At 61.7% G+C, this 18,967-nt stretch carries 20 protein-coding genes; 14 read left to right on the top strand and 6 right to left on the bottom strand.

Annotated features, from left to right (window positions below; translation table 11 throughout):
- Window positions 1-7: 7 nt before the first annotated feature.
- Window positions 8-1,141 carry a cell division protein ZapE gene (gene zapE / locus N8H71_RS18210; protein WP_262195049.1) on the bottom strand — a complete coding sequence of 378 codons (1,134 nt, stop codon included), beginning with the start codon at window positions 1,139-1,141 and terminating at the stop codon, window positions 8-10.
- A gap of 287 nt (window positions 1,142-1,428) precedes the next feature.
- Between zapE and N8H71_RS18205 the strand changes: the two genes are divergently transcribed.
- From N8H71_RS18205 to N8H71_RS18175, 7 genes are all read left to right on the top strand, one after another.
- Window positions 1,429-1,938, top strand: a complete 510-nt coding sequence (locus N8H71_RS18205) for a Csu type fimbrial protein (RefSeq protein ID WP_262195128.1) — start codon at window positions 1,429-1,431, stop codon at window positions 1,936-1,938.
- 101 nt (window positions 1,939-2,039) lie between these two features.
- Entirely contained in the window at window positions 2,040-2,573 is a 534-nt protein-coding gene (locus N8H71_RS18200) for a Csu type fimbrial protein (RefSeq protein ID WP_262195047.1), read from the top strand.
- 20 nt (window positions 2,574-2,593) lie between these two features.
- Window positions 2,594-3,130: a Csu type fimbrial protein gene (locus tag N8H71_RS18195; RefSeq protein WP_007951533.1), complete on the top strand. Its 537-nt coding sequence runs from the start codon at window positions 2,594-2,596 to the stop codon at window positions 3,128-3,130.
- Window positions 3,131-3,134: 4 nt separating this feature from the next.
- Window positions 3,135-3,635: a Csu type fimbrial protein gene (locus N8H71_RS18190; protein WP_262195046.1), complete on the top strand. Its 501-nt coding sequence runs from the start codon at window positions 3,135-3,137 to the stop codon at window positions 3,633-3,635.
- 24 nt (window positions 3,636-3,659) lie between these two features.
- Window positions 3,660-4,442 (top strand): fimbrial biogenesis chaperone, encoded by a 783-nt coding sequence (locus N8H71_RS18185; RefSeq protein ID WP_007951531.1) that lies wholly within the window; start codon window positions 3,660-3,662, stop codon window positions 4,440-4,442.
- Window positions 4,443-4,526: 84 nt separating this feature from the next.
- Window positions 4,527-6,884, top strand: a complete 2,358-nt coding sequence (locus N8H71_RS18180) for a fimbria/pilus outer membrane usher protein (protein WP_262195045.1) — start codon at window positions 4,527-4,529, stop codon at window positions 6,882-6,884.
- On the top strand, window positions 6,881-7,852 hold the full coding sequence (locus N8H71_RS18175) for a Csu type fimbrial protein (protein WP_262195044.1): 972 nt from the start codon (window positions 6,881-6,883) through the stop codon (window positions 7,850-7,852). The genes N8H71_RS18180 and N8H71_RS18175 overlap by 4 nt, the downstream gene beginning before the upstream one ends.
- A gap of 5 nt (window positions 7,853-7,857) precedes the next feature.
- Here the strand turns inward: N8H71_RS18175 and N8H71_RS18170 are convergent, their stop codons facing one another.
- Complete coding sequence (locus N8H71_RS18170) at window positions 7,858-8,610, bottom strand: anti-sigma factor family protein (RefSeq protein ID WP_262195043.1); 753 nt, start codon at window positions 8,608-8,610, stop codon at window positions 7,858-7,860.
- Window positions 8,607-9,113: an RNA polymerase sigma factor gene (locus tag N8H71_RS18165; protein WP_262195042.1), complete on the bottom strand. Its 507-nt coding sequence runs from the start codon at window positions 9,111-9,113 to the stop codon at window positions 8,607-8,609. The genes N8H71_RS18170 and N8H71_RS18165 overlap by 4 nt, the downstream gene beginning before the upstream one ends.
- A gap of 256 nt (window positions 9,114-9,369) precedes the next feature.
- Between N8H71_RS18165 and N8H71_RS18160 the strand changes: the two genes are divergently transcribed.
- From N8H71_RS18160 to N8H71_RS18140, 5 genes are all read left to right on the top strand, one after another.
- Window positions 9,370-10,947 carry an amino acid adenylation domain-containing protein gene (locus N8H71_RS18160; RefSeq protein ID WP_431768315.1) on the top strand — a complete coding sequence of 526 codons (1,578 nt, stop codon included), beginning with the start codon at window positions 9,370-9,372 and terminating at the stop codon, window positions 10,945-10,947.
- Window positions 10,944-12,278 (top strand): hypothetical protein, encoded by a 1,335-nt coding sequence (locus N8H71_RS18155; RefSeq protein WP_262195041.1) that lies wholly within the window; start codon window positions 10,944-10,946, stop codon window positions 12,276-12,278. Before N8H71_RS18160 ends, N8H71_RS18155 begins: the two co-directional genes overlap by 4 nt.
- Window positions 12,279-12,326: 48 nt before the next feature.
- The gene (locus tag N8H71_RS18150) at window positions 12,327-13,091 is read left to right on the top strand and encodes an enoyl-CoA hydratase-related protein (protein ID WP_262195040.1); all 765 of its coding nucleotides are present in this window, start codon (window positions 12,327-12,329) and stop codon (window positions 13,089-13,091) included.
- Between the two features lie 120 nt (window positions 13,092-13,211).
- Complete coding sequence (locus N8H71_RS18145) at window positions 13,212-14,306, top strand: catalase family peroxidase (protein ID WP_262195039.1); 1,095 nt, start codon at window positions 13,212-13,214, stop codon at window positions 14,304-14,306.
- Window positions 14,303-14,848 (top strand): cytochrome b, encoded by a 546-nt coding sequence (locus tag N8H71_RS18140; RefSeq protein WP_011335009.1) that lies wholly within the window; start codon window positions 14,303-14,305, stop codon window positions 14,846-14,848. Before N8H71_RS18145 ends, N8H71_RS18140 begins: the two co-directional genes overlap by 4 nt.
- Window positions 14,849-14,855: 7 nt before the next feature.
- On the opposite strand, the gene N8H71_RS18135 is transcribed toward N8H71_RS18140, so the two are convergent.
- Together N8H71_RS18135 and N8H71_RS18130 are read right to left on the bottom strand one after the other, a co-directional pair.
- Window positions 14,856-16,064 (bottom strand): MFS transporter, encoded by a 1,209-nt coding sequence (locus tag N8H71_RS18135; protein WP_262195038.1) that lies wholly within the window; start codon window positions 16,062-16,064, stop codon window positions 14,856-14,858.
- Between the two features lie 145 nt (window positions 16,065-16,209).
- Window positions 16,210-17,361: a M14 family metallopeptidase gene (locus N8H71_RS18130; RefSeq protein ID WP_262195036.1), complete on the bottom strand. Its 1,152-nt coding sequence runs from the start codon at window positions 17,359-17,361 to the stop codon at window positions 16,210-16,212.
- Between the two features lie 97 nt (window positions 17,362-17,458).
- On the opposite strand from N8H71_RS18130, the gene N8H71_RS18125 reads away from it, so the two are divergent.
- Window positions 17,459-17,677: a hypothetical protein gene (locus N8H71_RS18125; RefSeq protein WP_143492966.1), complete on the top strand. Its 219-nt coding sequence runs from the start codon at window positions 17,459-17,461 to the stop codon at window positions 17,675-17,677.
- A gap of 163 nt (window positions 17,678-17,840) precedes the next feature.
- Here N8H71_RS18125 and N8H71_RS18120 read toward each other — a convergent pair whose 3' ends face one another.
- Window positions 17,841-18,179, bottom strand: coding sequence for a DUF6124 family protein (locus N8H71_RS18120; protein WP_262195035.1), 339 nt, complete (start codon window positions 18,177-18,179; stop codon window positions 17,841-17,843).
- 129 nt (window positions 18,180-18,308) lie between these two features.
- Here N8H71_RS18120 and N8H71_RS18115 point away from each other — a divergent pair, with 129 nt between their 5' ends.
- Window positions 18,309-18,965 (top strand): LexA family protein, encoded by a 657-nt coding sequence (locus N8H71_RS18115; protein WP_262195033.1) that lies wholly within the window; start codon window positions 18,309-18,311, stop codon window positions 18,963-18,965.
- Window positions 18,966-18,967 lie beyond the last annotated feature (2 nt).

Here is an 18,967-nt window from a genome sequence, read left to right as displayed (position 1 = left end):
CGGCAAATCAGCCCGGTTCGTGCACTTCGCGCAACTGCCCGAGCCGGCTGCGGGTTCGGGCCAGATCGATCGCCTGGCCGCCGAGGCTTTCGTGCAAGGGGCGTTGGCCGAGCAAAGTCAGGTGTTTGTCCTGGTCGTAGAGCACGTCGATCAGGTTGATGAAGCGCTGCTGGGCGGCGATCGAACATTCGCCCAGTTCCGGCAGTTCGTCGATGATCCAGTGGTCGAAGCGTCGACACAGTTCCAGATAATCCATCACGGCCGTGGGCTGTTCGCAGAGGTCGTTGAAGGTGAAACCGACGCGCCGGTCTTCGCACAGCCGAGCTTGCAAATGCCGGCTGCCGACCGCCAAAGGCAACGCTCCGGCGTCGAGCAGCGGCAGGTTCAAGGCCTGGCGCTGTGCCGCAGTAGCCGGCCAGACGTAATGGCCCTGGGTGAACACCTGATGAGCATGTCGGCGTGCCTGGCTGCGGTAATCGTGCGGGCCGCCGACTTCCATCACCTGCATGCGCGCATTGATCAGATCGATCACCGGTTTGAACCGCGCGTGGTACAGCGGGTTGGGCAGCAAGCCTTCGGGCGGGTAGTTGGAGGTCACCAGCAACAGGATTCCGCGCTTGAACAGCGCCTTGAACAGGCGGGTGATGAGCATCGCATCGCCGATGTCATGCACATGAAACTCATCGAAACACAGCACCCGACAGTCCGTCAGCAACGCGTCCAGAGTGACGGCGAGGGCGTCATCGCGGTCGCGGTGCTCGAACATGCCCTGGTGCAATTGGGCGAAGAACCCGTGGAAGTGCAGGCGGCGCTTCTGCTGGATCGGCAGCGCCTGGAAGAATCCGTCGAGCAGCCAGCTCTTGCCGCGTCCGACTGCACCGTGCAAATACAGACTGGGAGGCGTTTGTGCAGCGGGTCCGAACAACTGGCCGGCCTGCTGCGCCATGCGATCGATAACTCGCTGCTGGCTGTGGCTGAGGGTGTAGCCCTGGCCATGAGCCTTGTCCCGGAAATAGTCACGCACCGATTGCGCGCTGGCGGCGCACTGGCCCGCGTTTGTAACGGAGCGTTTGCCGAAGAAATGGCGCAAGGCTGACCAGCGTTGAGTCAGACGCGAACGTTCGGGCGGTCGGGCGGGCACTGCAATCACTCCGTCATCATCGGGCCGGCTCCCCCCGAGCGCGGCGGCGTAGTTTAACCAGGCGGGTAGTTTTGCTTCCACTGCGCTTTATCGTTTTTCCGTAGAGCAATCCGCGGCGTGTACAGGATTTTTCAACACTATAAATCGACGTGTTACCAACCTTTCGAAACAAATCCCGGCGGGTGACTGGATCCAATCGACTGGCGCAATCGGCGTCCGTTGCTAACCTGAAACACTGTAACGACACAGATGCTGTCGCCATCAAGGAACAGGCGGTGAATGCAGGGATGGTCTGGACATTGCTGGGCTGGATCGCGATACCGGTCCACGCCGCCGACCTTCAGGTCGAGGTGCGGGTCGATGTGCAGCGCGGTTGCCAGTTGATCGGCCAGCAACGCGAGGCCGGTATCGAGCAACTGGGCGTGCTCGATTTCGGCACTACAGCGCGGCTCGGCGACCGGGGCGGGCCACTCGGCGCGGCGCTGACGAGTTCGCGTCTGCCACGTCTGGAATGCAACCCGGACACCCCGTACCAGTTGCGCGTCGATGGCGGTCTGCACGGTGGCGTCGGCGAAGTGCGTTATATGGCGGGGGAGGCCGGCAGCAAGCCGATTCCCTATCGCCTCTATCAGGACGCCGCGCGGCGGGTACCGCTGGTGGTGGATGTGCCGGTCAGCGGCCGGGTACCGGACAGCGGCACAGTGGACTTGCCGTTATACGGGCGCATCGAGCGGATGGCCGAAGTGCCACGGGTCAGCCGGTATTCGGATCTGGTGAAGGTGACGGTCACCTGGTGATCGTAGAGTTTTTTCAGCCATTCGGTGGAACCGGGTGGCGCAGGGAAGGGCGTTCATTGACGAGCGCAGTGGTCGAGTGATCCTGAAGGAGTAGGGGCTCAATGATGGGCAGACACGGGCGGGTAATCGCCACAGCCACATTGCTGTTGTTCACCGAGGTCGCGTCGGCGGCGGTCAGTGGGCAGATCCTTGCGCGGCTGACGCTGATTGCCGGCTGCGAAGTGACTAACACCTCTAGCCCCGCCAGCCCGGTGGACGGGCTGGGCTCTCTCGATTTCGGCCAGCAGGGCCCGACCTGGAACGCACCGATCAAGGCCAGCCTCAGCGAATCGGGCAGTGGCCAGCTGAATGTCGCCTGCAACCCCTCGGTCACCGGGTTCACCGTGACCATCGACGGCGGCACCCATGGCGACGGCACCACACGCCGCCTGAGCAACGGGCGCCAGACACTCCCCTACCAGTTGTTTCTCGATGCCTCCGGCAGCCAGAGCTACAGCATCGGTCAACAACACAATTTCGCTGTCACCAGCGGCGCACAGATACCCATCCCGGTATTTGGCTCGGTGGTGGCGAACACCCGTGCGGTACCGGCCGGTGTCTATACCGACACCCTGACGGTGACGCTCGACTGGTAACCCCGTAGAGGACGGACACCATGCGTACGATTGCATCAAGGATAGGTTTGTCGTTGCTCGGCCTGACGCTGGCTTCCAGCGTCAATGCCGCCACCACGGTCACCGGTCAGATCACCTCGAGCCTGATCCTGATCAGCAGTTGCCAGGTCAACGGTTCCGGCGGTTCTACCGGGTTGAACTTCGGTGCGTTGAACTTCGGCACCGCCAACAGCCTGTTCACCACGGCAACCGGGCAGGTGCTGGGCGGCGGGGGCGGGGCGCTGTCGATCCTGTGCTCGGCCGGCACCACCCCGACGGTCAAGGTCCGGGCCGGCGCCCATGACGGGCTCTCGCCGGGCGGTACTCGCGCGCTGTACGACGGGGTCGCCAACTACGTGCCGTACGACCTGTACACCGACGCCGGGCACTCGCAATTACTGGCCATCGACGGGGTGATCAACCTCGCTGCCAGCACCGGTGTGGCGCAGACCGTGAACATCTACGGTCAGGCGGTGGGCAAGGCCGGGCTGCCGGCGGGCACTTACACCGACACGATTTCCGTTGAACTGACGTTCTAGTGCCATGGGCCGGCATGGCTGTGCGGCGCTGCTCCTGCTGTGTGCGGGCAGCTTGCCGCTGCCGTTGGCGGCGGTGACCAGCCAGAGTTTTCAGGTCAGTGCCACGGTGACGCCGGGTTGTCTGGTGGTGGGGGGCGCATCGAACTATGGCGGGCTGAATTTCGGTTCGCGTTCAGCGCTGGCCACCGGCACGGTGCAGGTCGCGTTGACCGGTGGCGTCACGCTGCAATGCACGCCTGGGGTGGCGCTGAACATGACGGTCGATGGCGGCCAGTACAACAGCGGCGGGCGACGCATGCAGATCAGCGGAGGCAGCGCGAAGGTGGCGTATGCGTTGTTTCGCGATGCGGCGTACAGCCAGAGCCTGGGTATCGGCCAGAGTGTGGCGGTGGCCTACAGCGACGCGAACAACATCAGTCTGCCGATCTACGGTCAGGTGCTATTGCCGGGTAATCAGCCCGGGGGGACATACAGCGATGTGTTGCAGGTGCAACTGTCGTGGTGATGTGAAATGACAAGGAGTGGGTTTATGGGGTTTTTCACGTCACGCTATTCGTCCGTGTGTTGCGCCGTGCTGGCGCTGGTCATGTTCGGGACGCTCAAGGCCCAGGCCGCCAGTTCGGTGCTGATCTGGCCGATCGATCCGGTACTGGAGGCCGATCAGCAGGCCAGTGCGCTGTGGCTGGAAAATCGCGGCACGGAAACCGCCAACCTGCAGATCCGCGTGTTCGGCTGGAGTCAGAGCGGTTTCGAAGAGCAATACCGCAATCAACGCGAGGTGATCGGCAGCCCGCCGGTGGCGAAGATCGAGCCGGGTCAGAAGCAACTGGTGCGACTGACCCGTACCAAAGATGTGCCGCCAGGTCAGGAGCTGGCGTACCGGATCATCATCGATGAAATCCCTTCGGCCCAACCGCCCGTCGCCGAAGACGGCAAGACCGCTGCGGCGATCCGCTTCCAGATGCGCTACTCGGTGCCTCTGTTCGCCTATGGCGCTGGGCTGTGGAGCAAGGAAGACAGCGCCCGTCAGCGTGACCCCAAGGGCATCGGTCTGCCGCAACTGAGCTGGCGCACGGTGGCGGTGGAGGGTCGTCCTTATGTGGAAGTGCGCAATCAGGGCGCGGTGCATGCGCGGCTGACCGATGTGGCCGTCACACAGGGCGGTCAAAGCAAACCGCTGGCCGAGGGATTGCTCGGCTACGTATTGCCCGGCGCGGTGATGCGCTGGCCGGCACCGGGACCGGTGGCGGGAGAATTGGCCGGGCGGATCAATGGCGCGGCAAAGGTGCAGAGCATTCCGCCGGCGCGATAGCCGTAGCGAGTCATGTCGAAGTGCTTAGGCTGCGGCACCAGCGGTTTCAGGAGGAATCAGTCCATTGACGGACGTAACACGCTAATGAGTCCGGGATGGGCTCGACGTATTCAGCGTCCGTTGTGGCTCATGACCGGCGCGTGGTGCCTGATGTTCATTCATCCATCCGGGGCCGGCGAACTGCCGCCGCCTCCCAGCGGCATGGAGGCCGTCAGCGATGCACAGTTGTTTCTGGAACTGGTGGTCAACCAGATGAATACCGGCCGGGTGGTGGCGGTGGAGCAGCGCGGCGGGCGCCTGTTCCTGCCGGCCAGCGTATTGCGCGACACCGGCATGAAGCTGCCGGAAGAGGCCGGTGCCGAAGTCGATCTCGACGGCCTGCCGGGCCTGCACAGCGATTACGACAGCGTCAGCCAGCGACTGCTGCTCGACGTGCCACCGGACTGGCTGCCGGAGCAGTTCATCGGCAACCGTGAAGTCTATCCGCGCACCCCGGCGCTGAGCAGTTTCGGCGCGTTGTTCAACTATGACCTGTACCTCAATGACACCGACGACGCCGGCACCTATCTGGCGGCGTGGAACGAGGTGCGGGTGTTCGACAGTTGGGGCACGTTGTCGAACACCGGGCAATATCGCCGCACCTTGTCGGGGGATGCGGCCAGCACGCTGGACAACGGCTATCTGCGTTACGACACCACCTGGCGCTACTCCGATGACGAGCGGATGCTGACCTACGAGGCGGGGGACGTGGTCAGCGGCGCCTTGCCCTGGAGCAGTTCGGTGCGGCTGGGCGGCGTGCAGTTTTCGCGGGATTTTGCAGTGCGCCCGGATCTGGTGACCTATCCGCTGCCGCAGTTCGCCGGGGAAGCGGCGGTGCCGTCCTCGGTGGATCTGTTTATCAACGGCTACAAATCCAGCAGCACCGACCTGCAACCGGGGCCGTACACCCTGACCAATATTCCGTTCATCAACGGCGCGGGTGAGGCGGTGGTAGTCACGACCGATGCGTTGGGCCGGCAGGTGTCGACCACGGTGCCGTTCTATGTCACCAGCAGCCTGTTGCAAAAGGGCCTGAGCGACTTCTCTGTCGCCGCCGGTACGTTGCGCCGGGATTACGGCCTCAAGGATTTCAGCTATGGGCCGGGCGTGACCTCGGGCAGCCTGCGTTATGGCGTCAGCGACACGTTTACCCTGGAGAGTCATGCTGAAGCTGCCGATACCCTGACCCTCGGAGGGTTGGGCGGCAACCTGCGGCTGGGCAACTTCGGGGTCTTCAACAGTGCGATCAGCCAGAGTCGTTTCGACGGCGACGGCGGTCAGCAACTGAGCCTCGGCTATCAATACAGCGGCCAGCGCTACAGCTTTTCCTATCAGCGTCTGCAACGCCGCGACCGTTACGCCGACCTGACCGTGGTCGACAGCCCTTACACCACACTCAGCAAGCGCAGTGAGCAGGCGACCCTGAGCCTCAACCTCGAACGCTGGGGCAGTCTCGGCGTCGGGTATTTCGACATTCGTGCGGCAGACGAGACTCGTACGCGGTTGCTCAACCTGAGCTGGAGCAAACCGCTTTGGCGCAACAGCAGTTTCTACCTGTCGGCCAACCGCGAAATCGGCGACAGCAACTGGGCGGTGCAGGCGCAACTGGTGATTCCGTTCGATCTGCGCGGCAGCCTGGCCATCAGCAGCGAACGCAGCAAGACCGGGCAGACGCAGCAGCGCGTCAACTACAGTCGCGCCGTGCCGTCCGAGGGCGGGGTGGGCTTCAATCTCGGCTACGCCAAGGGCGACGGCGCTGATTACCGCCAGGCCGACGTGACCTGGCGTCTGCAATCGGTGCAATTGCAGGCCGGCGTCTACGGGACGTCCGACGCCGAAACCCGTTGGGCCGATGCCAGCGGTTCGCTGGTGTGGATGGATGATCAAGTGTTCGCCGCCAACCGCATCGACGATGCGTTCGTGGTGGTCAGCACCGATGGCTACGCGGACATTCCGGTGCGTTACGAGAACCAGCAGGTCGGCCAGACCGACCGCAACGGCCACTTGCTGGTGCCGTGGAGCAGCGCCTATTACCGCGGCAAGTACGAAATCGATCCGCTGAACCTGCCGGCCAACGTGCGCAGCCCGAATGTCGAACAGCGTGTCGCCGTACGCCGGGGCAGTGGCTATCTGCTGGAGTTTCCGCTGAGCCGGGTGATCGCCGCGAGCATCGTGCTGGTGGATGCGCAGCAGAAGGAGTTGCCGCTGGGCAGTGGCGTGCTGCACGAACAGAGCGGCACGCGAACGGTGGTCGGTTGGGACGGGCTGGTCTATCTGGAAAATCTTCAGGCGCAGAATTCGCTGTGGGTCACCCTCGCGGACGGCAAGACCTGCCAGGCGCAATTCAGCGTCGATCTGCAGCAGGATGAAGTGCCGTTGATCGGCCCGCTGGTGTGCCAATGATCCGGGTGCGGCTTGCTCTGTGGCTGTTGTTGCTGCTGCCGGGGCTGGCGCAGGCACTGTGTTCGGTGGTCACCACCACACCGGCCGGGTTCGGGAACATCAGTTCGATCGCCGTGCGCACCACCTCGCAACCCAGTTCCACTTTGAATGGAGGCTTGAGTTGCACCGGTTCGCTGCTGTCGCTGTTGACCAACAATGACCATTTCTGGGCCACCGTCACCTCGACCCAAAGCGGTTTGCTCGGGCCCACCGGCGACGTGATCGGTTACACGATCTACGCCAACAACAGCACCAGTTACCCGCTGACGCGCGGCACCGCCTATGACTTCGCCCGCAACGGGATCATCGATGCCTTGGGGTTATTGGGAGGAACCGTACCAAGAACCGTGCCGCTGTATCTGGGAACCACCATCGGCAGCAATGTTGCGGCCGGAGTGTATACCGAGACCCTCAGCATCTTCTGGAACTGGAACTACTGCTCCGGGATCGGCATCGGCGGCATTTGCCTGGGGCGGGACATCAACAGCGGTACCACGACACTGACGGTCAACCTGACGGTGTCCAACGATTGCACCATCACTGCACCAAACATCGCTTTCGGCAGCGCGCCAGTGGTCAGCGCGTTCACCCCGGTAACCGGGCAGACCATCAACCTCGCCTGCACCAAGGGCAGTGCCTACACCGTGGGGCTGAACGACGGGCAGAATGCGCTGAGTGTCGGCGGGCGGCGACGGATGATTTCCGGCAGCAACTATCTGGCTTACGACATTTTCAAGAGCGCCGGGACCACCCGTTGGGGCAGTGTCGGCGCGGCTCGTCGGGCCAGCAGTGATGCCGAGGTCAACCCCGGCAACGGGGTGGGCACCGGCAGCCAGATCTTCAATTACAACGCGAAAATCTACACCGACCAGACCACACCGCCCGCTGGAACCTACCTGGACAATGTGGTGCTGGATGTGGGGTTCTGAAGCGGCTAGAAACTCACGGATTGCTTGAGCATTTTCGCCGCCGGGGTATCGGTTGGGCTGACCATTGCGTAATTGTAGCCCTTGCCGGACCAGTACTCGGCCTGCAGATCCCCGTCCTGGCGGCTGCCCCGGGGCAGGAAGGTATTTTTCGGTCCCGGTGGACGCACGTAGAAACTGACCTTGTGCCCGCTCTGGTCTTCATACATCACCATCGCCGCCGGGCCTTCATCGGTGCTCAGCAAGCGGCCACTGACCGGTGAAAACCCGGCCGCCGTCAGGTCCGGCAGGCGATTGGCCTGAGTGAAATAGCGGTCGAGCCAGCGCTGGATATCGCCGTCGCCATCAACCTTGTAATCCGCCGGCAGAAGCCCTTGCTGGGCGATCAAGCGGTACGCCTGCAAGGCGTCCGTCATCGGTGCCGGGGGATGAAACACGGTCATGTCCCGGGCTTTCCAGCCACCAACACCGCCGAGGCTGACCGCAATCAAAAGCACCGCAGCGCTGGCCCATTGGCGGCGCGACTGGCGTTTGAGGCGCTGGCGAATCAGCGCCGGATCGAGATCCGGATTGGCCGGTTGCTGCAAGGCGCCGCCGAGGGCGGCTCGCAGGTGCTGGGCGTCCTGTTGCCAGGCGCGAACCTGCGCCGCTTCGTCCGGATGGCTGGCGAGCCAGGTTTCCAGCACATGCCGGTCGGCCTCGCTGAGCTGGTGGTCGACGTAGGCGTGCAGGTCACGTTCGTTGGGGGGCAGACTGATCATTTGAGTATCCGCAAGGAAGGGCTGCTGATTTCCCCGTCGCTGAGCTGGCGCAAGGCCTGGCGAGCGCGGGACAGGCGCGACATCACGGTGCCGGTGGGGACGTCGAGAATCTCGGCGACCTCCTTATAAGTCAGGCCTTCCACCGACACCATCAGCAGCAGCGCGCGCTGTTCGGTGGGCAATCGATCGAAAGCCTGCAAGGTCGATCGGGCAATGACGGTACGTTCCACCGAGGGCTCGGCGTCATCGCGGCCGGTGAAGAATTCGAGCATCCGCGCATAACGCCGTGAACGCCGATGCGCATCGAGGAACTGCCGGTACAGGATCGAAAACAGCCAGGCGCGCAGATCGCCGTCGGCACGTTTGTCGCCCCAAGCCGACAGCGCTCGCTCCAGACTGGCCTGTACCAGGTCGTCGGCGCTGCTGCTGTTGCGTGTCAGCGAAAGCGCGAAGCGGCGCAATCTGGGAATCAGATCGCGTAATTGCTCGTCGAGTGTATTCATGACAAGGACATGCTCTGGGCCAGAAGCGCGGTAGTGATAGGAAAGACGCTTCTCGAAACAGCTTATTCCATTCCAGGAGTTGAAAGATTTCATTCCTTTCGACGTAAGAAAGTTCGTCGCGTTCTGTAGTGCGTGTAATGGATTCAAATTTCCCGGCTCAACCCGTCCGACAAGCGCAGCAGCCACCGATGTCGCCAACAGGCAATCGGTGGCCGAAGCGGCTGAAACGATGATTTGAGCAAAAGGGAATTTTGAGATGCATGCAATCGTTATGAATACCCCGGCCACACCGAGTGCCGGACCTGACTCCTGGCGTGCATTCGGCTGCGGCCCGGTGGTCGAGCCTGAGTACTCGTTGATCCACCGTGCGATCGAAGCGCGGGCGGCGACTCATCCGCAGCATGTGGCCGCGCGTTTTCAGGGGCAGATCCTTACCTATGGCGAGTTGAACCGCCAGGCCAACCGGTTGGCCAGATTGTTGTTAAGCCATGGCGTAGCGCCGGGCGATCACGTGGCGCTGTTTGTCGAGCGTTCGATCCCGATGCTGGTGGGCATGTTCGCGACCCTGAAGGTGGGCGCTGCCTATATTCCCCAGCATGTCGGCATCACCCCGGCCACCCAGTTGAGCCACATCATGTCGGTTGCTTCGACGCAGGTGGTGTTGACGCTTTCAACACTGGCTCACGGGATTCCGCTCACGGCCGGACAGCATTGCATTCATCTGGATACGTTCATCGACTCGCCGAGCTTGGCCGCCGATGACGTGAACGTTGGGGAGGAGGTTTCGTCACCGGATGCTCTGTGTTTTGTGTTGTTTACGTCCGGGACGACCGGTCAGCCCAACGGTGTCAGGGTGACTCAACGCAATGTCTGCAACATTCTGCTGACCGGCCCCGGCAATCTTGGCATGGGGCCGGGCATGAACGTCGGGCAGATTCTCAATATCGCCTTCGACATGGCCGCCTGGGAAATCCTCGGTTGTCTGGCCCATGGCGCGACGCTGCTGGTCCGGGGCAAGGACATTGCCGAAACCGCCGAGCAGTGTGACGTGCTGATCGCGACGCCATCGATTCTCGCCACGCTGGATCCGGCGCGCTGCAGCCAGGTGAAGGTCGTGGCCCTGGCCGGCGAACCCTGCCCGCAGCCCCTGGCTGATCGTTGGGCGTCCTTTTGCGATTTCTACAATGCTTGCGGCCCCACAGAAACCACCATCGTCAACACCATGCAGCATTACCGAGGTACGGGGCCGTTGACGATCGGCACGCCAACGCCCAACAACACCGTGTATGTACTGGATGAAACGGGCCAACTGTGCGCGCCGGGTGAGCAGGGCGAAATGTGGGCCGGTGGCGATTGTGTGACGGCCGGGTATCTGGGCAATCCTGCCCTGACTGCCGAACGTTACCGTCTCGATCCGTTTCTGGGACAAGGTCGCCTGATGTTTCGCACCCGTGATCTGGGGCGCTGGACCGCTGACGGCGAACTGGAGCACCTGGGTCGGGTGGACGATCAGGTGAAAGTCCGGGGCTTTCGCGTCGAACTGGACTCGGTGTCAGCCGCGCTGGAGTCTGCACCGGGCTGCGAGCGCGCGGTGACCTTGAAATTCGATAACCGTCATCTGGTCGCTTTCGTCTATCCCGCTTCCACGGACACTGACGTGGCGCGACACCGTTGCGAGGAGCGTCTGGCCTATTACTGCGTGCCTTCGATGATTCTGCCGGTGGACGACATCCCGCTGACCTCAAGGGGCAAGGTCGACAAACGCTTGCTGCTTGAGTGGGCACAGGCGTATCAGACACAGCTCGTTGCCGCCACGCAGGAGGCGGTGCAATGAGTCACGTCGACGACGCTTTTACCCTGCCACCTCGACGGCCGCTCTGGCGGCGTCTGGGAACGCTGCCGCTGTTTTCACATTACAACCGCCTGGTTGCGTTGGTGTTGCTGGCGAACCTCGGGGCTCTGGTGTACGGGATCACCGTCGGACAGTGGTGGTCGGCCTCGGGGATTGCGTTGGAGGCATTGTCGCAGCTGGTGTTGACGAACCTGTCGATGGCGATCCTGATTCGTCAGCAATACCTGATCAATCTGCTGTTCTGGCTGGCGACGCGTGCTCCCACGAGTTGGCCGCTGGCGATTCGTCGTTCGCTGGCCAAGGTCTACCATTTCGGTGGCTTGCACAGTGGCGGGGCGATGGCCGCGATTGTCTGGTTCGTTGCGTTGCTCGGCTCGATGATCTGGCAAAGGACCGAGGGGGCAGGTGGGGTTTCGCTGACGTTGCTGGCCATCAGTTCCGGACTGCTGGGGTTGCTGCTGGCGATGGCGATCATGGCGTTGCCGGGGATCCGTTCACGGTTTCACAACGCTTTCGAACGCACGCACCGGTTTGCCGGTTGGGCGGCGCTCTTGCTGTTCTGGGCCATGACGCTGGTGTTTGCCCGGGACCGAAATCCCTCGGCGGACCTGGCGCAGGTCCTGTTGACGTCCGTATCGTTCTGGATGCTGCCACTCCTGACACTCAGTATTGCGTTGCCTTGGCTGCGCCTGCGCAAGGTGCCGGTGACGCTGGTCAAGCCGTCATCGCATGCGGTGATTGCCCGGTTCGAGCACCACACGCCGTTCGCCGGGTCTGCCACCGCAATCAGTCGCCATCCGCTGTGGGAATGGCACTCGTTTGCCAACATTCCTGCACCGGACGAACACGGTTTTCGCCTGATCATTTCCCGGGCCGGCGACTGGACCGGTGAACTGATCGAGCAGCCGCCGAGCCATGTCTGGGTCAAGGGCATCACCACGGCAGGCGTCGCCCACATCGAAACCCTGTTCAAGTCTGTGGTGTACGTCGCCACCGGCAGTGGCATTGGTCCGGTGCTGCCGCATCTGCTGGCGCGGCAAGTGCCGATCCATCTGATCTGGTCCACCCGCAGCCCGCGCGAGACTTATGGGGATGCGCTGGTGGAGGAAATCCTGCAGGCACAACCCGATGCCCATATCTGGGACACCGACCGCTTGGGCAAACCGGATCTGGTGGCGCTGGCGTATGCCGCCGTTCGAACCCACGGTGCGGAAGCGGTGATCTGTATTTCCAATCAGAGGTTGACCGAACGAGTGGTCGAGGAAATGGAATCTCGGGGTGTTCCGGCCTACGGCGCGATCTGGGATTCCTGACGGCGGATCGGTTTTGTTCCGCTCACGCCATTATTCAAAGAGATTGTGATGAACCTATTGATTGAACGACAGGGCCCGGTGGTACTGATCCGCCTCAACCGCCCGCAGGCGCGTAATGCGCTCGATACACCACTGATGCACGAATTGCTGGAGACCTTGCAACCGCTGGACAGTGATCCGGATGTCGGATGTTTCCTCATCACCGGTACCCGGGATTATTTTGCTGCCGGAGCCGACATCAAGGAGATGTACGAAAAATCCTGCCTGGAAATGATCGAGGAAGACCATTTCGCCGGATGGGATACGTTTGCCGCTCTGCGCACGCCAAAAGTCGCGGCGGTGGCGGGATTCGCGTTCGGTGGCGGGTGCGAATTGGCAATGATGTGCGACGTGATCGTGGCGGCAGAGTCCGCGAGGTTCGCTCTGCCGGAAATCACTTTGGGGGTGATGCCCGGCATGGGTGGCACGCAACGCCTGACCCGGTTGATTGGCCGCGCCAAAGCCATGGACATGATACTGACCGGTCGAACGATGTCCGCACGTGAAGCCGAGCAGGCGGGGTTGGTGTCGCGGGTGACAGACGTCGATCACTTGTTGAAGCAGGCCATGGGCATTGCACAGCGTATCGGCGGGTTTCCCCGCGCCGCGACACGGGCGGCCCGGGAAGCAGTTGACCGGGCGTCCGAGTCGGGATTGCGTGAAGGCATTCTGTTTGAACGACGCTCGTTTCACGGCCTGTTCGCGACACCCGGACAGAAAGAAGGCATGCAGGCGTTTCTGGAAAAACGCGAGCCGCGTTTCGATCAGATATAACCGGCCTCGATTGGACTCCGACGCCACTGCATGAAAGAAACTACAGTTCAGAGGGAATAATCCTACGAGACATGCGTCTCATAGCACCTTTCCCTATGGCCGATGGCCCTGGAGTTCTTCATGGTTGATCGCAGCTCACCGCCCGGCGGGCCTCAACGCCCGCCACTGAGTGCCGCGAGCCTGGTGTTGCGTCTTGGCGGAATCGCCGTGGTGGTCGCAGCCCTGGCCGGGGCGTTTGCCTACGTTCATGGTTCATTTGACCCACAACGCCTGACGCCGAAAGCATTGGTCGATGTGCTGGAAAAGAACAACGGTGTGCATCCCGGCTTTCGCCGCAATCACGCCAAAGGTGTCTGCGTGATCGGACATTTCGAGAGCAGCGGCGAGGCTCGCTCGTATTCTGTCGCGCAAGTGTTCAATGAGCCCCGCACACCGGTGGTCGGGCGCTTTGCGTTGCCGGCCGGCAATCCGTATGCGCCGGACAGCGCCGTACCGATCCGCAGTCTGGCGCTGCGTTTCACTCAGGCCAACGGCCAGCAGTGGCGCACGGGGATGAACAGCATGCCGGTGTTCCCGGTCGGCACGCCCGAGGCGTTCTATCAGTTGCAGCAGGCGCAATCACCGGATCCCGTCACCGGTAAACCGGATCCGACCAAGGTGCCGGCATTTTTTGCCTCGCACCCGGAAGCCGTGCCGTTTCTGACCTGGATAAAAACCGCCAAACCTTCGGCCAGTTACGCGACGGAAACCTACAACAGCGTCAACGCGTTCTATCTGGTGGATGCCAGCGGCAAGAAGCAGGCGGTGCGTTGGAGCATGACGCCTCTGGTCCAGGATGCTGCCGGTGCTACCGCGCCTGAAGGTAGCGATTTCCTTGAAAAAGACCTGGTGCAACGCCTGGCCGAAGGGCCGCTGCGCTTTCAGTTGAACATCACGTTGGCCAACAACGACGATCCGGTAAACGATGCGAGCAAGGCCTGGCCCGCCGGCCGCAAGGTGCTGAACGCCGGCACCCTGGTGCTGGAAAAGACCCAGCCGCAGCTCAGCGGCGAATGCCGTGACATCAACTACGATCCGCTGGTGCTGCCGGCCGGCATTCAGGGTTCCGACGACCCGTTGCTGGCCGCGCGCTCGGCCGGTTACGCCGATTCCTACCTGCGTCGCACCAGCGAAGTCAGCCAACTGCCAACCGGCAAAAAGGAGGCTCGCCCATGAGCACGCAACCGACTCATTTCAATCCGCTGGCCCGCTTGCTGCACTGGCTGATGGCGTTGATGATCATCGCGATGTTGTTCATCGGTGCCGGCATGGTGACCTCGGTGTCGGCGCGGCATGAATGGCTGATCAATCTGCACAAACCGTTGGGCATCGCGATACTCGCTTTGGTGATCGTGCGCATTCTGGTGCGACTGGGCACGCGTCAGCCGCCGCTGCCGGCGGATCTACCGGGCTGGCAGGTGATGGCGGCCAAGGCTTCTCATCTGTTGTTGTATGCGCTGATGCTGGTGTTGCCGCTGCTGGGCTGGGCGATGATCAGCGCGGCGGGGGATCCGGTGATGCTCGGCACGTCCTTGCAATTGCCGTCGATCGTGCCGGCGGATGCGCAGGTGTTTGCGTTGCTGCGCAAGGCTCACGGGTATCTGGCGTATCTGTTGTTCCTGACCGTGCTGCTGCACCTGGCGGCGGCGCTGTTCCATGGCTGGGTGCGCCGCGACGAAGTGCTCGACAGCATGCTGCGGGGACGCAATCGCGGTTGATCGTGTGTCAGTCCGACGTGGCGAGGGCGCAAGCAGCCTCGCCACGTTTTTGTATGGCCAGCGTTCGCCACCAGTACAGCAACGCGGCCATGTTGATTGCTGCACCCAGCCAGCACACGCCCGACCATCCTGCCCAGGCATACATGGCCGTCGAGGCGATTGAGCCCAAGGCGCTGCCAATGGAGTAAAACAGCATGTAGCCGGCGGTCAGTCGGCTCTGCGCCTCCGGGCGGACGCTGTAGATCATGCTCTGGCTGGTGACGTGCACGGCCTGCAAGCCCAGATCCAGGGTGATGACGCCAAGCAGCAGTGCCCATAACGAAGTTTGGGTAAGTGCGATTGGCAGCCACGAGCCCAGCATCAGCAGCAGCGACAGGCCGCTGACCCATTGCCCCAATCCTCGATCCGCCAGATGTCCGGCTCTGGCGGCGGCCAGTGCGCCTGCCGCGCCGGCAAGTCCGAACAATCCGATTTCACTGTGGGAAAGCGACAGCGACGGGGCGGCCAGCGGCAACACCATCGGCGTCCACAGCACCATGGCGCTGGCGAAGGTGAGCAGGGCGAGGATCGCTCGTTGGCGCAGCACCGGCTCCTCACGGAACAGAGTGAACACTGAAGCGATCAGTGCCACGTAGCGCGTGGTCGGTCGTGCGTCTTCATCTTTGGGCAACACCCGAAACAGCAGCGCGGCCATCACCAGCGTCAATCCCGCCGACAGCAGATAGATCGAGCGCCAGCCGGCCAGATCGGCCATGCCGCCGGCCACGGTGCGCGCGAGCAGAATGCCAACGACGATGCCGCTGGTGATCACACCGACCACCTTTCCACGTTGCGCCGGGAGCGCGAGGGTTGCTGCGTAGGCGACCAGTACCTGGGTGACCACGGCAAGCAGGCCGGTCAGGGTGACGCCGATCAGCAGCCAGGCGCTGTTCGAGGCCAGAGCAATCATCAGCAAGGCTGCGGCGGACAACAGCGTTTGGGTGACGATCAGTCGGCGGCGGTTGAGCAGGTCGCCGAGTGGCACGAGCAATAACAGACCGATGCCGTAACCGACCTGGGTCAGCGTCATGACGATGCCGATGCTGCCCGGCGACAGGCCGAAGGCGTCGGCCATCGCATCCAGCAGCGGCTGGGCGTAATACACGTTACCCACCGCGAGGCCGCAAGCGATGGCGAAAAGCAGTACGACACCTTGATCGAGTGTTGCGGTGTTCATGTCCCGGATCCTTTCAGGTTTCAAGTTGAAACTTGATTGGCGGTAAGTAATCCGGTTTTGATTTGCAACCTGATTGGATAAAAGTCGGTGCAAAAAAAGATCGCAGACAGGCTGCGATCTTTCGTGAAGCGAAAATCCGAGGGGATTAGCGCAGGGTGTCGACCATGTCCGCGATGGTGGTCAGCACGTCTTTGCCCAGTTGCTTCGAGCGCTTGCCCGACCAGCCGGTGAGCGGGTTCGGCGCGTCATCGTGATCCTTGAACGGCATTTCCAGGGTCAGCGACAGGCAGTCGAATTTCTGGCCGACGCTGTTGCAGGCCAGGGTCATGTTTGCCTGGCCCGGTTCGTCGCGGGTATAGCCGTACTTGGTCTGGAAGTCTTTGGTGGTGTGCTTCAGGTGGCTGCGGAAGTGCTCTTCGAGCTTCTCCAGGCGCGGGGTGTAGCCCGGATTGCCTTCGCAGCCTGCGGTGAACACGTGGGGAATTTCTTCGTCGCCGTGTACGTCGAGGAACAGATCGACGCCGTACTTTTCCATCTGCTGTTGTACGAAAAGTACTTCCGGGCTGACTTCGTGACTGGCGTTCTGCCAGGCGCGGTTCAGGTCCTGCCCCATGGCGTTGGTGCGCAGGTGACCGTGGAAGGCACCGTCCGGGTTCATGTTCGGCACGAGATACAGATCGGCGCTGGCCAGCAGCTTGTTCAGTACTGGATCGTCATGATGTTCCAGGCGTTCGATCACGCCTTCCATGAACCACTCGGCCATGTGCTCGCCGGGATGTTGCTGGGCGATGATCCAGATTTTGCGTCGTCCTTCGGCGCCGGTGCCTTTGCGCAGCAGCTGGATGTCGCGGCCTTCGACGCTTTTACCGGTGGCCAGCAATTCGGTGCCGGCCTTGGCCAGCGCTTGCTCGATCAGCCAGTCATGACGGCCACGGCTGTAAGGTTCGAAGTAGGCGAACCAGGCGTGGGTCTGCTCGGCTTCGAGGCAGAAGCGCAGGCTGTCGCCTTCGAATTGAGTCGGAATGCGGAACCAGTTGACGTGATCGTAAGAGGCGACCGCCTGATAGCCCGTCCAGGCCTTGTTATAGGAGGACTGGCTGGCGTTGACCAGGCGGAACCAGTGTTCCTGATGAACATGCAGGCCGCTGGCTTTGAAGTGGAACCACTGGAAATGGGCGCTGCGGGTATCTGGCCGAATTGCCAGAACCGGGTTGAGCGGATTGCTGATGTCGATGACTTGGATGTTGCCGCTGTCGAAGTTGGCGCTGATGTCGAACGAAGATTTGGCCACGGTCATAATCGGTTCCTGAATATGATTTTTATGGCGGCTACTTTACACGCAAGACAGGGGTGAAACCGAGGGAAATTGCGGGTTGTGGCGGGGGGCGTCCTCCATGACGCGGATGCAGCTTAGTGGCTGTGCGATTGATTCTCAAGTGCTAATTGGCATTACTTTGCCCCAATGTGGCCGGGGTCCGCTTGCCAAGCAATATTCTTTTGATATTATCCGCGCCATCGAATTTGCAGCACCCAAAGACTTCATTAGCCTGAAGCCACAAGCCAGAAAACTGGCAAAAAAAAGACCCGGCAAAAAGCCGGGTCAAAAACCGTGATTAGCCTGATGAGGAGATAGTCCAGAAGACCGACCTAAGGTCTCTGGTCCATCGACTGATCTCGCGATCAGCTGCTTGCAATAATAATCATTATCATTTGCAAGTCAAATGTTTTTATCTGCGCGATTGGAAAATTCTTTCCCGTCCGTCCGAACTCCCGTTTTCAGCGAACCGCGCCATCGAGCGAGTGATCAACCATCGCCCGCGCCATGTCCACCATGTGCACGACTGAAAACGCCAGATCCCGACTCACGCCCTGCAAGCCGTCCGCCGCTTTGAACGCCGTCGCTGCTGCACATCGCAGCAGATCGGAGGCATGGACCAGGGATTCTTCGCCACTCAGGTTGTTGTTCACGCCGAAAAAGCGCTCATCCACTTCCGGTTCTGACACGGCTGGTTTCAAGTAATAGTCCAACGCCCGTTGCGCAGCCGCGCACCCTTGCGGGGACGTGAAGGTGGTGTCCATTTGCAGGTCGGGCAGGTCTTTACTGGTGATGTTCATGGTGAAAGGTCACTCCTTGGTCGATTCAAATCCGTGACTCAAGCATAGTACTATCAGTATTTGTGACCAGAATTTAAATACTACAATATGTGTTTTGCCGGCCGCAGGCGTCCACGTATGGTGCCGCACATGGATAAATGGATTGAGTTGGTCAAGGCCAAAATGAGTGAACTCAACGTCACTCAAGTCGAGCTCGGCGAGCGTGTCGGCATGTCTCAGGGCGGTATCGGCCATTGGCTGAACAAGCGCCGCGAGCCCGGCATCACGCAGATGAACCGCGTGCTGAAAGCGCTGGGCATGGAGTATCTCGAAGTCGCAGTGGTGATTCGTGAACCGCAGATCGATGCGGATGACGAAATGCCCCTGGCGCAGAAGTACAACCCTTACTTTCGCTATCCGGTCAGCGAGTGGAATGCGCCGGTCGAGGCCCGCGAGAGCCAGCCAGCGTATTCGAGTGCCAAGGACAAGCGACGTTTCGAACTGACGGATTACCACGCCCGTGGCCCGGCGTTCTGGCTCACCGTGACGGGGAATGCGATGACTGCACCCACGGGGCAGAGCATCGGCGAAGGGATGATGATTCTGGTGGATCCGGCCCAGGAAGCCGAGCCCGGCAAACTGGTGATCGCCCAGTGGCCCGACAGCGACGAGGCGATTTTCCGCAAGCTGATCGAAGAGGGCGGCCAGCGTTACCTGGTACCGCTCAACCCGACCTGGCCGAAAGCCTTGTTGACCGACGAGTGCCGAATTATCGGTGTCGTGGTTCAGGCAACGGCCAAATACTAGTC

It is taken from the genome of Pseudomonas koreensis (genome assembly GCF_025447595.1).
In the GTDB taxonomy this organism is placed as follows: Bacteria; Pseudomonadota; Gammaproteobacteria; order Pseudomonadales; family Pseudomonadaceae; genus Aquipseudomonas; species Aquipseudomonas koreensis_H.
Note: the sequence above shows the minus strand (reverse complement) of the source record. Positions and strands in the feature narration are given on the sequence as shown.

What these genes read in the sequence shown, in the direction of transcription:
- N8H71_RS18160 (WP_431768315.1), top strand. Translation starts at nt 9,370, where the DNA reads ATGCATGCAATCGTTATGAATACCCCGGCCACACCGAGTGCCGGACCT.
- N8H71_RS18135 (WP_262195038.1), bottom strand. Translation starts at nt 16,064, where the DNA reads ATGAACACCGCAACACTCGATCAAGGTGTCGTACTGCTTTTCGCCATC.
- N8H71_RS18200 (WP_262195047.1), top strand. Translation starts at nt 2,040, where the DNA reads ATGATGGGCAGACACGGGCGGGTAATCGCCACAGCCACATTGCTGTTG.
- N8H71_RS18205 (WP_262195128.1), top strand. Translation starts at nt 1,429, where the DNA reads ATGGTCTGGACATTGCTGGGCTGGATCGCGATACCGGTCCACGCCGCC.
- N8H71_RS18185 (WP_007951531.1), top strand. Translation starts at nt 3,660, where the DNA reads ATGGGGTTTTTCACGTCACGCTATTCGTCCGTGTGTTGCGCCGTGCTG.
- N8H71_RS18120 (WP_262195035.1), bottom strand. Translation starts at nt 18,179, where the DNA reads ATGAACATCACCAGTAAAGACCTGCCCGACCTGCAAATGGACACCACC.
- N8H71_RS18190 (WP_262195046.1), top strand. Translation starts at nt 3,135, where the DNA reads ATGGGCCGGCATGGCTGTGCGGCGCTGCTCCTGCTGTGTGCGGGCAGC.
- N8H71_RS18150 (WP_262195040.1), top strand. Translation starts at nt 12,327, where the DNA reads ATGAACCTATTGATTGAACGACAGGGCCCGGTGGTACTGATCCGCCTC.
- N8H71_RS18180 (WP_262195045.1), top strand. Translation starts at nt 4,527, where the DNA reads ATGAGTCCGGGATGGGCTCGACGTATTCAGCGTCCGTTGTGGCTCATG.
- N8H71_RS18115 (WP_262195033.1), top strand. Translation starts at nt 18,309, where the DNA reads ATGGATAAATGGATTGAGTTGGTCAAGGCCAAAATGAGTGAACTCAAC.
- N8H71_RS18130 (WP_262195036.1), bottom strand. Translation starts at nt 17,361, where the DNA reads ATGACCGTGGCCAAATCTTCGTTCGACATCAGCGCCAACTTCGACAGC.
- N8H71_RS18140 (WP_011335009.1), top strand. Translation starts at nt 14,303, where the DNA reads ATGAGCACGCAACCGACTCATTTCAATCCGCTGGCCCGCTTGCTGCAC.
- N8H71_RS18155 (WP_262195041.1), top strand. Translation starts at nt 10,944, where the DNA reads ATGAGTCACGTCGACGACGCTTTTACCCTGCCACCTCGACGGCCGCTC.
- N8H71_RS18170 (WP_262195043.1), bottom strand. Translation starts at nt 8,610, where the DNA reads ATGATCAGTCTGCCCCCCAACGAACGTGACCTGCACGCCTACGTCGAC.
- N8H71_RS18195 (WP_007951533.1), top strand. Translation starts at nt 2,594, where the DNA reads ATGCGTACGATTGCATCAAGGATAGGTTTGTCGTTGCTCGGCCTGACG.
- N8H71_RS18165 (WP_262195042.1), bottom strand. Translation starts at nt 9,113, where the DNA reads ATGAATACACTCGACGAGCAATTACGCGATCTGATTCCCAGATTGCGC.
- N8H71_RS18175 (WP_262195044.1), top strand. Translation starts at nt 6,881, where the DNA reads ATGATCCGGGTGCGGCTTGCTCTGTGGCTGTTGTTGCTGCTGCCGGGG.
- N8H71_RS18125 (WP_143492966.1), top strand. Translation starts at nt 17,459, where the DNA reads ATGACGCGGATGCAGCTTAGTGGCTGTGCGATTGATTCTCAAGTGCTA.
- N8H71_RS18145 (WP_262195039.1), top strand. Translation starts at nt 13,212, where the DNA reads ATGGTTGATCGCAGCTCACCGCCCGGCGGGCCTCAACGCCCGCCACTG.